Annotated in this window: 10 protein-coding genes and 1 tRNA gene; 6 read left to right on the top strand and 5 right to left on the bottom strand. The window is 59.7% G+C overall.

Annotated elements, in window-relative coordinates; genetic code table 11:
• Window positions 1-78 precede the first annotated feature (78 nt).
• Together FMA36_RS04515 and FMA36_RS04510 are read left to right on the top strand one after the other, a co-directional pair.
• A complete protein-coding gene (locus FMA36_RS04515; protein ID WP_240906475.1) occupies window positions 79-1224 on the top strand; it encodes a hypothetical protein in 1146 nt (381 codons plus the stop codon).
• 22 nt (window positions 1225-1246) lie between these two features.
• Window positions 1247-2494, top strand: coding sequence for a glycosyltransferase (locus FMA36_RS04510; RefSeq protein WP_159261138.1), 1248 nt, complete (start codon window positions 1247-1249; stop codon window positions 2492-2494).
• Between the two features lie 103 nt (window positions 2495-2597).
• Here FMA36_RS04510 and ppa read toward each other — a convergent pair whose 3' ends face one another.
• Entirely contained in the window at window positions 2598-3125 is a 528-nt protein-coding gene (gene ppa, locus FMA36_RS04505; RefSeq protein ID WP_061272287.1) for an inorganic diphosphatase, read from the bottom strand.
• A gap of 262 nt (window positions 3126-3387) precedes the next feature.
• Between ppa and FMA36_RS04500 the strand changes: the two genes are divergently transcribed.
• The 3 genes from FMA36_RS04500 (at window position 3388) to FMA36_RS04490 (ending at window position 5846) form a co-directional block, all read left to right on the top strand.
• Window positions 3388-3461, top strand: a tRNA-Ile gene (locus tag FMA36_RS04500).
• A 98-nt stretch (window positions 3462-3559) separates the two neighbouring features.
• On the top strand, window positions 3560-5239 hold the full coding sequence (gene ettA, locus FMA36_RS04495; protein ID WP_159261136.1) for an energy-dependent translational throttle protein EttA: 1680 nt from the start codon (window positions 3560-3562) through the stop codon (window positions 5237-5239).
• A gap of 76 nt (window positions 5240-5315) precedes the next feature.
• Window positions 5316-5846 carry a GNAT family N-acetyltransferase gene (locus FMA36_RS04490; RefSeq protein WP_159261134.1) on the top strand — a complete coding sequence of 177 codons (531 nt, stop codon included), beginning with the start codon at window positions 5316-5318 and terminating at the stop codon, window positions 5844-5846.
• A gap of 12 nt (window positions 5847-5858) precedes the next feature.
• Here the strand turns inward: FMA36_RS04490 and FMA36_RS04485 are convergent.
• A protein-coding gene (locus FMA36_RS04485) for an IS630 family transposase (protein WP_159260215.1) occupies window positions 5859-6807 on the bottom strand; the annotation gives its coding sequence in 2 pieces (ribosomal slippage) (window positions 5859-6443 and window positions 6445-6807; 948 coding nt in all).
• Window positions 6808-7040: 233 nt separating this feature from the next.
• Here FMA36_RS04485 and FMA36_RS04480 point away from each other — a divergent pair.
• Window positions 7041-8024 (top strand): isoaspartyl peptidase/L-asparaginase family protein, encoded by a 984-nt coding sequence (locus tag FMA36_RS04480; RefSeq protein WP_159261132.1) that lies wholly within the window; start codon window positions 7041-7043, stop codon window positions 8022-8024.
• Between the two features lie 87 nt (window positions 8025-8111).
• Here FMA36_RS04480 and FMA36_RS04475 read toward each other — a convergent pair whose 3' ends face one another.
• The 3 genes from FMA36_RS04475 to FMA36_RS04465 form a co-directional block, all read right to left on the bottom strand.
• A complete protein-coding gene (locus FMA36_RS04475) occupies window positions 8112-10664 on the bottom strand; it encodes a glycoside hydrolase family 31 protein (protein WP_159261131.1) in 2553 nt (850 codons plus the stop codon).
• A gap of 355 nt (window positions 10665-11019) precedes the next feature.
• Window positions 11020-12102 carry a hypothetical protein gene (locus tag FMA36_RS04470; protein WP_159261129.1) on the bottom strand — a complete coding sequence of 361 codons (1083 nt, stop codon included), beginning with the start codon at window positions 12100-12102 and terminating at the stop codon, window positions 11020-11022.
• Complete coding sequence (locus tag FMA36_RS04465) at window positions 12099-13064, bottom strand: glycosyltransferase family 2 protein (RefSeq protein WP_159261127.1); 966 nt, start codon at window positions 13062-13064, stop codon at window positions 12099-12101. Before FMA36_RS04465 ends, FMA36_RS04470 begins: the two co-directional genes overlap by 4 nt.
• Between the last annotated feature and the right edge of the window lie 178 nt (window positions 13065-13242).

Here is a 13242-nt window from a genome sequence, read left to right as displayed (position 1 = left end):
CCGTTGCAAGAGGCCCGCCTTGACCTATCCCGCCCCTGTCCGTGCGCCCGTGCCGTCCCCCGTCCGGGTGGAGCGGCCATGATGCAGACTGCAAGCGAACCCGCACCCGTGGCAAAACCCGATACCGTGCAGGCCACGGCACGGCTCATGCGGCTGGATGCAGGGCTGTACTGCCTGTTTCATGCTGCCCTCACGGCTCCAGCGCGCTTCGGGAAACTGACGGGCATGCGCGTCAGCGCTCCGCCGGGCACCGACGGGGTGCGGGTCAGCACCTTTGACGCGCAGGGCTGGATCGGGGCGAGCGGAGGGGCGGCGCTGGTCATGGTGCCAGCAGGCGGGGGCGGGGTGCTGGTCACCACCTATCGCGATCACGACGCGCCCGGTGAACTGCCTGTCCTGAAGATTGTCCGCCTCGGCGGCACGGCTTCGGCCCCGCCTGCTGCAGCCCAACCGGCACGGGTGGCGCAGGCCGCAACTGCGCCGCCAGCAGGGGGCATGATGGCCCATATCCAGCACCGGGGCGATGTAAAGGCAGAGCTTGGCGCGTGGATGGGCGAAAGCGGGAGCGGGCACTGGCTGGAGGGGTTTGCCATCCAGCCCGCCCCCGGCGTGGCTCCGACCGATCTCGAATATCAGGCCATACTGGGGCAGGACTGGTTCTCGCCGTGGGCGGGCGGCGGCGAATATTGCGGCAGCCGGGGCATGGCGCTGCCTCTGCTCGGCCTGCGCGTGCGGCTGAAGGGGGCGGCGGCCCAGGCCTATGAATGCCAGGTGGAGGCCAGCTTTATCGATGGCAGCCGCATTGGGCCGGTGGCGGATGCGCCGGTCATGGCTACGACGCAGGCCCCGCTCGAGGCCTTTCGCGTGGTGATGCAGCCCCGGACTCCGGTTCGACCGCCTGCCCCGGCGCAGGGCGATGCCTGCATGGAAGATCAGGTGCTTGATGCGCTGGCCCCGCCCGTAGCCCCCGCGTTGCCTGTGGGGCGGGTCAGGCGGGGCAGGCGTGTGCCGCCGCAGCGACGGCGCGAGCCACCCGACGCGGTAGAGGCCGTGGGTGACAATACACCGCCTGAAAAGATGAAGCAGAAGGCGCAGACGCAGGCCAGCCCGGACCGGCCCGTGCCGTGGTGGCACCGCAAGCCCGGCGGCGCGGCAGCGCCCGCCCGGTCGCCCCGCCGCAGGGGTGCGGCACCCCGCAGGCCCGGCGTGCTGGCCGGTTCATGAGCGCAGGCGGCGGGAGGGCTGCATGAAATACCTCTTCGTGCACCAGAATTTTCCCGCCCAGTTCCTGCACCTGCTGCGCGACCTGCGGGGGCAGGGCGGCAACGAGATCATTTTCATCAGCGAATCAGGAACATCCCACATGGCGGGCGTGCGCCGGGTGGCCTACCGCCTGCCGCCCGCGCCGGAACTGGCCGCGCCGGGGCCGGTGGCGGAACTCGCCCGGGCCATGCAGCGCGCGGCGGCAGTGGCGCAGGCGGCACGCACCCTGCGGGATCTGGGCTATGTACCCGACATCATTATCGGCCACCATGGCTGGGGCGAGATGCTGGACCTGCCCGATGTGTATCCCGGCGTGCCGCTGCTGGGTTATTACGAGTTCTTCTATCATCCCACCGGGCTGGATGTGGGCTTTGACCCTGAATTCGCGCCCGCCAGCGATGTGGCGCCGCTCATCCGTGCCCGCAATACGCTCAACCTGCTTGCCCTGGCCCTGCCGGGATGGGGGCATACGCCCACGCGCTTCCAGCACGCAACCTATCCTGACTGGGCGCGCCCGCGCCTGACCCTGCTGCCCGAAGGGGTGGACCTGCAAGAATGCGCCCCGGACCCGCAGGCCCGCCTGCGCCCCTTCACGTTGGGCAATGTGGTGGTGCAGCCCGGCGAGAAACTGGTCACCTATGTTGCGCGTGACCTTGAACCGTATCGGGGGTTTCATATGTTCATGCGCGCGCTGCCCCATATTTTGCGGGCGCGACCCGATGCGCGGGTGGTGCTGGTGGGTGGCGATGGGGTCAGCTACGGCGCCCCCGCTCCGGGCGGGCAGACATGGCGGCAGCATATGCTGGCCGAACTCGGCAGCGTGCTGGACATGCGGCGCGTGCATTTTGCGGGAAGGGTGAAATATGATGATTTCCGCCGCCTGCTGCAGCGATCGGACGCGCATGTCTATCTGACATACCCGTTTGTGGCGTCATGGTCATTGCGTGAGGCCATGGCCTGTGGCTGCGCGATCGTGGGCAGCCAGACCGCGCCGGTGGAGGAATTCCTGCAAGATGGCCGCACCGCGCGGCTTGTGCCCTTCCTCGCGCCACGGCGTATTGCGCAGGGCGTGGTGGAACTGCTGGAAGATGAAAGGTTTGCGGCAAGGCTGCGGGCCAATGTCCGCGCCCATGCCGTAAAAACGCTGGCCATGCAGGACTACATGGCGGGCTACCACCGGCTGATCGGGGAACTGACCCATGGTGGCAGCAGGCTGACCAATGCCGCCTGAATATTAAGGGGATAAAAGTTTTTGGGGGCCGCCTTTTTTCAAAAAGGCGGCGTTTTTCGAAGCTTTTTGAAAAAAGCTTCACCAAAAACTTTTATCGGTCGTCTTACTTGCCAGCGACGGCCTTGACGGATTCAAGGATCACTTCGCCCGCAACCTTCTTGTCGGCCCAGCCTGCAACCTTGACCCACTTGCCCTTTTCCAGGTCCTTGTAGCGGGTGAAGAAGTGCTCGATCTCCTTGAGCACGATCTCGGGCAGATCCTCGAGCTTTTCCACGTTGGAATAGTACGGGTGCACCTTGTCGTGCGGCACGCAGATGATCTTCTCGTCCTGGCCGCTCTCGTCTTCCATGCGCAGCACGCCGATGGGGCGCGCACGTACCACAACGCCCGGCACCACGGCGGCGGGCATCAGCACCAGCGCGTCGGTCGGGTCGCCATCGGCGGCCAGCGTGTTGGGAATGAAGCCATAGGCCGCCGGATAGACCATGGGCGTGAACAGGATGCGGTCCACCACCAGCGCGCCGCTATCCTTGTCGATCTCGTATTTGACGCCTGAACCCTGCGGAATTTCGATCACGACGTTGATGTCGTTGGGTACGTCCTTGCCGGGGGAAATCTTTGATACGTCCATTGCTGTTCAGGCCTCCTGCTGCCTGTATGTGTGTTAAGAGCCACCCCGGAGCGGAGCGGCATGAATTAACGGGGCATGACGGTATATCTGCCCGCGTTTCCTGTGCAAGTCATGTTCCGTGGCAGGGCGGCCAACCATGAGCCAGATCATGAACCTGTTTTTTTTATGGCAATGTTGCCCGTGCCGCGGAAAAAATTACGCACAAAAAGGCACGTTGATCTTGCCAAATCCCGCGACATGCGCGAGATCAGGGGCTGCCTGCGCGCCCGTAGCTCAATTGGTTAGAGCGGGCCGCTCATAACGGCTTGGTTGCGGGTTCAAGTCCTGCCGGGCGCAGGCTTTTCAGCATGCGGCACGGCGGGCATGCCCCGATGCAGCTCACGCCGTGCGGTGACTTGACCATTTTCTCATCAGTTTATCAGGAGCCGACCGTCATGGCCGCCACGCAATATGTCTATGTGATGAAGGACCTGACCAAGGCGTATCCGGGTGGGCGTGAGGTCTTCAAGGGCATCACCCTGTCCTTCCTGCCCGGCGTCAAGATTGGCGTGCTTGGCGTCAACGGTGCCGGTAAATCGACGCTGCTCAAGATCATGGCCGGCGTGGAAAAGGAATTCGGCGGCGAGGCATGGGCGGCCGAGGGCGCGCGCGTGGGCTATCTCGAGCAGGAACCCAAGCTCGACGAGAGCCTGACGGTTGGCGAGAACGTGGCGCTGGGCTTTGGCGAGCTGAAAAAGGCCGTGGACCGCTTCAACGAGATCTCGATGAAGTTCGCCGAGCCCATGTCCGATGATGAAATGAACACCCTGCTGGCCGAACAGGCCGAACTGCAGGAAGTGATCGACGCCGGCGATGGCTGGGAACTCGACCGCAAGCTCGAGATTGCACTCGAGGCCCTGCGCTGCCCGCCCGCTGACAGCCCCGTGGAAAAGCTTTCCGGTGGTGAGCGCCGCCGCGTGGCGCTGTGCCGCCTGCTGCTTGAAAAGCCCGACCTGCTGCTGCTCGATGAGCCGACCAACCACCTTGATGCCGAGAGCGTATCGTGGCTGGAAAAGACGCTGCGTGACTACGAAGGCACCGTGATGGTCATTACCCATGACCGTTACTTCCTCGATAACGTCACCAACTGGATTTTGGAACTCGAGCGTGGCCGTGGCTATCCGTTCGAGGGCAACTATTCCTCCTGGCTGACCCAGAAGCGCAAGCGCCTGGCGCAGGAGGAAAAGGAAGAGAGCGCACGCCAGCGCGCCCTTGCCGCCGAGCAGGAATGGATCGGCTCCTCGCCCAAGGCCCGTCAGGCCAAGAGCAAGTCGCGTATCGCGCGTTATGAGGAAATGCTGGCCCAGAACAACGAGAAGGCGAATGGCGTTGCCGATATCGTCATTCCGCCCGGGCCCCGCCTTGGCAGCACGGTGATCGAGGCCGAGGACCTGCGCAAGGGCTTTGGCAACCGCCTGCTGATCGATGACCTGAACTTCAAGCTGCCGCCGGGCGGCATCGTGGGCGTGATCGGGCCGAATGGCGCGGGTAAATCCACCCTGTTCAAGATGATCATGGGGCAGGAAACGCCTGATAGCGGCAAGCTGACCATTGGTGACACGGTCAAGCTCGGCTATGTGGACCAGTCGCGCTTCAGCCTCGATGACGACAAGACCGTGTGGGAGGAAATCTCCGGCGGGACCGACGTGATCTACCTTGGCAAGCGCGCCGTGCCGTCGCGCGCTTATGTCGGCGCCTTCAACTTCAAGGGCGCGGACCAGCAGAAGAAGGTGGGCGTGCTCTCGGGTGGTGAGCGCAACCGTGTGCACCTTGCCAAGATGCTGCGGCAGGAAAGCAACGTGATCCTGCTCGATGAGCCGACCAACGACCTTGATGTCGATACGCTGCGCGCGCTGGAGGATGCCCTGGCCGAATTCGCGGGCTGTGCGGTCATCATCAGCCATGACCGCTGGTTCCTTGACCGTCTGGCCACCCACATCCTCGCCTTTGAGGGCGACAGCCACGTGGAATGGTTCGAGGGTAACTTCCAGGCCTATGAGGAAGACAAGCGCCGCCGCCTTGGCCCGGATGCGACCGAGCCGAGCCGCATCAAGTACCGCCCCATCGAGCGCTGATTCCATTTGCCATCGGCCCCATTATCTGCCTTCAATAAAGGCCGGGTTTTACGCACCGGCCCTGGGGGAGGCAGTAATGGGATGTCGATATCACATACAGACAGGCCACCTGCAGCTTGATCCGGTCTCATGGACCGACCTTGTGGACGTGGTGCGGCTCAAGGCCAGCGCTGGCGTGACCGGGCGGCTTGCTGGCGGCGTGTGCAACCGCGTGCTGAGCGAGCAGGACATGCTGACCGACCTCATGACCTGGGGTCGCGAGGGCGTGGGCATGTTTACCGTGCGCCAGCAGGGCCGCTTCATCGGGCTGGCAGGCGTGCAGCCTTCCACCACCGCGCCTGACTGCCATGAACTGCAGTTCATCATGGTTGCCGATGTGCGTGATACGGCGCTATCACGTGAGGCAACGACCACGGCGCTGGCCTTTGCGCATGATGCAGGGGTGAGCCGGGTCATTGCCTATGTGCGCGAACATGACATCGTGGCCCGGCAGGTTTTTGGCGGGGCGGGCATGAGCGTGTGCCCGGACCAGCCGGAGTACTGCGGGCCGGATATCCTGCTCTATCACAGCCTGCGTGGCGCGCCTTCATGGGCCAGCCTGCATTAGAGCATTCTGTGATTAGATTGATGCGTATCCTGAGTTCTTGAGATAATTGGCGCATTCCCGTGGAGAGAAGCATTTGATGAGTTCGCCGATGCGTTTCCATGTTGTCTCAACGGATCTCTCTGCGGCTTTTCGCAGCAAAGTCTTGAGTTTGGCGAAGGCCTGTTCGATCGGATTGAGATCGGGACTGTAGGGCGGCAGGAAGATCATCCTCGCCCCGACAGCCCGAATGGCCTTGCGAACCGCATCGCCCTTGTGACTGCCGAGATTGTCGAGCACGACGATATCGCCCGGCTTGAGTGTTGGAACCAGAAACTGCTCGACATAGGCCAAAAAACTGCGCCCGTTGATCGGTCCGTCGAGAACGCAGGGTGCGGTGATCCGGTCATGACGCAAGGCAGCCAGAAAGGTCAGTGTCTTCCAGTGGCCATGAGGGACTCTGGCTCTCAGTCTCTCACCTTTGCGGCAACGGCCGTGCGTGCGCGTCATGTTGGTCTTGGCCCAGGTTTCGTCGATAAAGACCAGATGCGTGGGATCTATATCGGCCTGATAGCGCTTCCAGAATTTACGCTTGCGCGCGACGTCAGGCCGATCCTGCTCGCAGGGCAGCACGCTTTTTTTTGAAGCTGATCCCTTCGGATTGGAAAAAGCGCGAGAGCATGCCTGTGTCGGCCTGAACGCCACGCTCCTCGCGCAGTCGGATCGACAGCGCCGCAAGGGTGATATCAGGTTCGGCATCAATGATGGCCAGCAGCCAGGCCCGTTCAGGTCTGGTTTTCGAGGGACGATGCCCGCCCGTGCCGGCGCAGCACCGATCTCCGATGCGTCTTGCGCGCTGCACCCATTTGATCGCTGAAGAATCACTCACGCCGAAACGCCGCGCCGCTGCCCGGCAACTCATGCCGTCTTTCTCCACCGCATCAATCACGCGGTCTCGTAAATCCTGCGAGTAAGCTTTTGGCATGAAGGCTGGCCTCCTTCACCAGTCTTCATCTTGAATCACATCAGACGCCCTTTTGGAATCCTATGATTCAATCTATTCGCAGCGTGCTCTAAAGGCTGCCGGAAAGCGGCTTTTTTCACGAAGCCTCAAAAACGTCCCTTAAAATATGCTTCTGGCTGCGCGCGGAAGAAATCGTTTCCTGTCCGTATTATTCCTGTAAACTCAGCGCCTTGGTTCTCCGGGGAGTTTGACAGGTGAAAATACTTTCTGCGGCGCTGGTCTGCCTGCTGTGTTCCGTGGCGGTGCAGGCCCATGCGGCCGAACCGGTGCTGGTCATTCATGGTGGGGCGGGCGTGATCCGCAAGGATATGACCCCTGCGCGTGAAAAAGCGGTCAGGGCCGCGCTTAAGCGCGCATTGCGCACCGGTTACAAAAAGCTGAAAACCGGCAGGCCCGCGGTCGAGGCGGTGGAAGCCGCCGTGCAGGTGCTTGAAGATGACCCGGAATTCAACGCAGGCAGGGGCGCGGTTTTCACGCATGACGGGCATAACGAGATGGATGCCGCGATCATGGATGGCGCGACCCTGCAGGCTGGCGCCATTGCGGGGGTGACGCATGTGCGCAACCCCATAACGCTGGCAGCCGCCGTGATGGCGCATTCGCCCCATGTGTTCCTGATTGGCGATGGCGCGGAGGCCTTTGCCAGAACGCAGGGCGTGGCCCTGGTTGACCCCGCCTATTTCCGCACCGACCGGCGCTGGGCGCAGTTGCAGGAGGCGCTGGAGAAAGACCGGCAGAAGCAGGCAAAGGAAGCCGACACCCATCATGGAACGGTGGGCGCCGTGGCCCTTGACCGCAACGGGCATCTGGCGGCCGCTACCTCAACGGGGGGGCTTACGGACAAGATGTGGGGCCGTGTAGGCGATTCGCCCATCATTGGCGCTGGAACATACGCCAATGCAGGCTGCGCCATGTCAGGCACCGGCTGGGGTGAATATTACATCCGCACGGTCGCCGCCCACGAGATCTGCATGCGGGTGACGATGATGCACGAGCCGCTGGCGCAGGCGGCGGATGAGGTGATCAACCACGAGATCCCGGCGCTTGGCGGCGATGGCGGCGCGATTTTGGTGGATGATAAAGGCAATATCGCCATGCCCTTCAATACCGACGGGATGTACAGGGGCTGGGTCACGCACGATGGCGTGGTCCATGTCGCCATCCTGAAAGACAGGTGAACCAGTATAAAAATTTCTGGTGAAGCTTTTTTCAAAAAGCTTCAAAGAATGCCGCCTTTTTGAAAAAAGGCGGCGCCCCAAAACTTTTTATTTTTCAGGAATGGGTTGGTTTACCTGCAGGCTACCTTCCGTAGCGGGAATGGTCACCATCAGCCCGTGCCCTATGGGTGTATCAGCCACGCTGACGGGTAGCGTCGTGCCATTGAAGGTGGCCTGCGCGTGGGGTGCGTTCCTGCCATGAATGACAACGGCATAGGCATGCCACCATGGCTGGAAGGTGCCTTCCGTCGGGCCGACCGTCAGGCTCAGGCCGCCTTTTTGGTCAATCTGGCAGCGAAAGCGGACCCGGTTGTAGGCCTGCTTGCGAAAATCAAAGGATTGTCCATCATCGGCATACACGCTGCCCTGGCAGTTCCCGCCCGGATAGACATGCAGCGTGAGCGGGCCGCCCGGTGTTTGCATGGTGCTTTGTACAAGCGGCTGCTGGGGAATGATGCTGCCGCCCCGCACGTAAACCGGCAGTTGATCCAGCCGGGGTGCGACTTTCAGCTCATGTGCCGTATTGGTATCCCCCTCTTCTGCCCTGGCAATCGAGCCCGCCGCGCCCTTGAGAACCAGCGCCTGAGCCGTGGTGACCGGTTGGCCGGTCCAGTAATCATACCATTGGCCCGGCGGCAGCGTGACCCGGTAGGGCGCGGGCGATTCCGGCGCGGGCGAGGGGGCCACGAGCAGGGCCGCCCCCCACATGAACTCATTGCCACTGGCAAGGTCCATCGGGGCCTTGTGGATGAGCGTGTCCGGAAATTCCATGAAGAGGGGGCGCATCATCGGGATACCGGTGCGCGATGCTTCTTCCGCCAGCGTATAGTTGTAGGGCAGCAGGCGGTAACGGGTCTCGATAAAGTGGCGGCGGATGTCTTCATGCATCCTGCCATCGGCCCACGGTTCCTGCGGGCCGCTATCCTTGTCGGCATGCGAGCGGGCGATGGGGGTGAACATGGCGATTTCGTACCAGCGGGTCAGCAGGTCGGGTGAGGTCACGCCTGCAAACCCGCCAATATCAGCGCCAGAGAAGGTAAAGCCGCCCAGACCGAGGCTTTCGAGCATCGGCACGCTTAGCGCCAGGTGATTCCAGGTGGAGGCGTTATCCCCTGTCCAGGTCACCCCATAGCGCTGGCCCCCGGCATAGGAGGCACGGGTCATGACAACAGGGCGCGCGTCAGGTTTGAGTGCCAGCAGCCCTTCATACGTGGCACGGTGGTTCTGCATGCCATAGATATTATGGATCTCGCGGTGCGACGCCGTGCGGGGGACAAAGCCCGGTTCGTCTATGCGGTGCACGGTATTGAGCGGCATGGTCTTGGTGGGCGTATCAAAAACGGCGGGTTCATCCATATCGTTCCAGAACCCGGCAATGCCGTCTTCAAGGGCGAAGTGGCGGTATAGCTGTCCCCACCAGGCGCGGGTCGCAGCCTGCGTGAAATCAGGGAACAGCGAGGGGCCGGGCCATACGGGGGCGATATAGGGCCTGCCGCTGGCATCCTTGACAAAACGGTCCTGTGCCATGCCGCTGTCATAGGGCGCGTAGCCCTGATGCGGGGCATCGGCAATATGCAGGTCCGTAATGGCGACCGTATGGATGCCGGTTTTGGCAAAATCGGCGATCATCTGGTGAAAATGCGCAAATGTGGCCGGATCGACGGTAAAGGGGCGGAAGCGATCCTGATAATCGATATCCATCCAGACCGCATCGGTGGGAACATGGTCGGCGCGCAGGTGGGCTCCAATATCGCGCAGGGCGGTCTCGGTCGGATATCCCCAGCGTGATTGCTGGAAGCCAAGCATCCATTCGGGCTGCATGGCGGGCGGCCCGGTCAGCCAGGCATATTGCTGCTCAACGGATTTGGCATCAGGCCCGGCCATGACATAATAATCGATCGGGCCATCTTCTGCTTTGATCTGCAATGCAGAGGGGTCTTCATGGCCGAAATCAAAGAATGTCCGCCAGGTGTTATCAACAAAAACGCCATAATAGGCATGATGGGTATAACCGATGAAGAAGGGGATATCCTTGTAAAGCGGGTCCTGTCCCTCCCGGTAGCCGTAACTGTCGGTATTCCACATGGCATAGCTTTTGCCCAGCCGGTCCAGCGGGCCGAATTTGTCGCCCAGTCCAAAGAAGTGACCATCATCGGGCAGGGTCTTGATCAGGGTAAAGCCGTGGCGGTCAGAGGGCAGGAGCGCGGGCGCGCCCCTGTCGGTCAGGAGCGGGGTGCCCTTGTCATCCGTTATGCTCAGTGCGCTGGTGAGGCGATTGATGCTGATTTTAAGGGATCTGGTCGCAAAGCCTACGGCATGCGCATCATCAGTCGGGGTGGCACAAACATGTGCCTGCCGCGCGGTCGGGAGAACGGCCCAGGAGGCATCTTCCGGCAGATGGCCGCTATTCGGAGCGATACGGATGCGGACAATGTCATCCCGCAAGGCTGTAACCTCAAGCAGCAGGCCATTGCCCTGCCATTCCACGCTAGCCTGCGTATGGGTGACGGTGCTGGCGGGAGGCTGGGGGCTCCCGGCATGAACTGGTCCCCAAGGCATGAACGCAGCAAGCAGGGCGAGAAGGCGTGATTGTCCGTGCATGGGTCCGGGCCTGTTATCTTGATGAGCGGGGCCTGATGGGCGGCAACAGCGTGGCAGCAGAGTCTTTGTGGGCTCAGTGCTTTCGCGGCAGGTTGCAGTGGTGATTGATATCCTCGCATATGGGCCTGAACCGCCAGTCCTCCATGCCCGGACTGGCTTCTTTCAGTGCATTGTAATCGTATAGTTCATTCGTATTGTATTCTTTGGTCGATATATTATTTTTTATGAAATAATTGATGTAATTCTGGCTTGCTGTCGGATGCATGGCCTTGAACAGAACAAACATATCAAACGACATAATGCATATGAAAAAGAAAATAACCGATTTGTTCGACATTCTGTCCAGCCCTCCTCTTTAATAAAAGTAGTTTGAATCATGGAACCACATGCCTGAAATGATCAGGTTCAGGATAAACAGACACACTAGGGCACTGTTCGTGAATTTTTTCTCTTTATGATCAAACATGCGGCAAAAGATCATGACAAATAAGGGATTGCCCATGATGTATCTGTGCAGGGATTCAACACCCGAGCTCAGGGCAACAAAAAAGGTGAGGGCCAGCAGCGATGTTTCCAGATACATGCGGTTCTTGAAGCCGTAATACAGGAAAAACATATCTATAATGGCCGAGATCACCCCATTGATCCGGTGGCCGTGGGTGATGGCTTCAATGATCCAGCCACCGGGGAACATGAAATGACGCCCCCAGCTACTCTGCATGTGGGAAAATGCCAGCGCATCCCCGGTCAGGTAATAAAGATAAAGCATGTAGAGCGATAGGCCCAGGCTTCCTACCGCGATCGGCCATGCGCCGTTCAGGAAAGCATTCAGATTCCGGGTCTTCAACGCATCAAGCATAAGGTAGGCGCTACATGTACTGACCAGCAGGACACCTGTCGGCCGAGTAAGTGCCGCAAGGAAAGAGCAGATGATTAATGGTATATATTTCCGATCTCGCGCAAAATAAAAGGTTAAAACTGTAATAATACCATATATGCATTCTGTGTATTGAATCTTGCTCCATAATGAAAATGGAGAGAGGCAGAGTGCTATTATAAATACATAAGTTTTTTGATTGCATATGAATTTTCTATAATACAGCGCTGAAAGCGCCACCATAAAGAAAAACAGCGTTTGATTGACAAGGAGGGCCGCCCCTTCGGCTGTCAGGCCAGTCAGGGCTTTGACGCCAGCAGTCAGTGCCGGAAAAAGCGGGAAGAAAGGCCACGCGGCTTTCCCTATATGGGCAAGCGAAAGATAGGTCTGGGGCGTGTAGCCATGCAGAATGATGTCCCTGTACCAGTAACAGTCCCATTTGCATGTGCTATATGTCAGACCGCCAAACGGAATGGTCTCGAGGTCAAAAATAAAAAGCGATAAAGCAGATATGACGAATGAAAAAAGGATAATTTTATTAACTTCTAATCCTTTTTTCATGGATTTATTCCTTTTTTTACGTAACATTCTACAATATACAACGGTCTTTGCTTCGTCTCATTGAATACGCGACCAAGATATTCACCTATGATACCCATAGCCATGAGCTGTATGCCACCCAGGAACAGTATTGCTGTCATGAGGCTGGGGTAGCCCGACACGTTATTGCCAAAAATCAGGGTCCTGATCAGGAGGAACGTACCGTAAAAAAGTGCTACGGTTGATGTGAGAAGACCGATATAGGTTGCCAGCTTGAGGGGAATGGTGGTGAAGGAGGTAATGCCTTCAAGCGCGAAGTTCCACAATTTCCAGTAATTGAAGCTGCTATAGCCGCTATGGCGCGCATCGCGGTCGTACAGCACGGCCCGGCTGGGAAAGCCAACCCAGGCGAACAGGCCTTTCATGAAGCGGTGCCGCTCGCGCAGCGAAAGCAGGGCATCAAGCGCGCGGCGGCTGATCAGGCGGAAATCACCCGTATCGGGCGGAATGGTGATGCGGTTGCTCAGGCCGACCATGACCCGGTAGAAAGCAAAGGCCGTCAACCGTTTCAGCCAGCTATCCGTCTTTCTGGAGCGGCGCTGGGCATAGACCGTATCCACGTCCTTATAGGCGGCGATCAGGTCGGTAATCACTTCGGGTGGGTCCTGCAGGTCGGCATCGATGATGATGACCGCCTCCGTGCCCTGTGCGTGATCGAGGCCCGCGGTCAGGCAGATTTCCTTGCCAAAATTGCGCGACAGGTTGAGATAGGCGACATTCGCCTCCCCATCCGCCAGGGCCGTGATGACTTCAGCCGTATCATCGCGCGAGCCATCATTGACGTAGACGACTTCCCACGTCTTTCCTGTCATCTGCATGACATTGAAGAGACGTTCGTGGAACACGCGCAGATTTTCCCCTTCATTATAACAGGGAACAACGACACTGTATTCCGGAAGCAGTGAGGACTCTTTGGATGTCATGAAGCTGAAGACAATATGGGCCTGAGGTTAACCTACGGAGAGGGGTTTGAGCATATTTTCTGCGTTATCGCAAAAACATCAGCGCGGGAACCCCGTAAGACGTAGAAAGAAAGCTTCTTGCATCGCGCCATGTGGCCGCTCCTTATGGCATATCAGGCGTCCGGGTATCAAACGGCGC

Source organism: Komagataeibacter xylinus (genome assembly GCF_009834365.1).
Lineage (GTDB): Bacteria > Pseudomonadota > Alphaproteobacteria > Acetobacterales > Acetobacteraceae > Komagataeibacter > Komagataeibacter xylinus_D.
Note: the sequence above shows the minus strand (reverse complement) of the source record. Positions and strands in the feature narration are given on the sequence as shown.

Bases quoted from the DNA above. Each gene is read 5' to 3' on its own strand.
- FMA36_RS04515 (WP_240906475.1), top strand. From the start codon at position 79: ATGATGCAGACTGCAAGCGAACCCGCACCCGTGGCAAAACCCGATACC.
- FMA36_RS04510 (WP_159261138.1), top strand. From the start codon at position 1,247: ATGAAATACCTCTTCGTGCACCAGAATTTTCCCGCCCAGTTCCTGCAC.
- ppa (WP_061272287.1), bottom strand. From the start codon at position 3,125: ATGGACGTATCAAAGATTTCCCCCGGCAAGGACGTACCCAACGACATC.
- ettA (WP_159261136.1), top strand. From the start codon at position 3,560: ATGGCCGCCACGCAATATGTCTATGTGATGAAGGACCTGACCAAGGCG.
- FMA36_RS04490 (WP_159261134.1), top strand. From the start codon at position 5,316: ATGGGATGTCGATATCACATACAGACAGGCCACCTGCAGCTTGATCCG.
- FMA36_RS04475 (WP_159261131.1), bottom strand. From the start codon at position 10,664: ATGCACGGACAATCACGCCTTCTCGCCCTGCTTGCTGCGTTCATGCCT.
- FMA36_RS04470 (WP_159261129.1), bottom strand. From the start codon at position 12,102: ATGAAAAAAGGATTAGAAGTTAATAAAATTATCCTTTTTTCATTCGTC.
- FMA36_RS04465 (WP_159261127.1), bottom strand. From the start codon at position 13,064: ATGACATCCAAAGAGTCCTCACTGCTTCCGGAATACAGTGTCGTTGTT.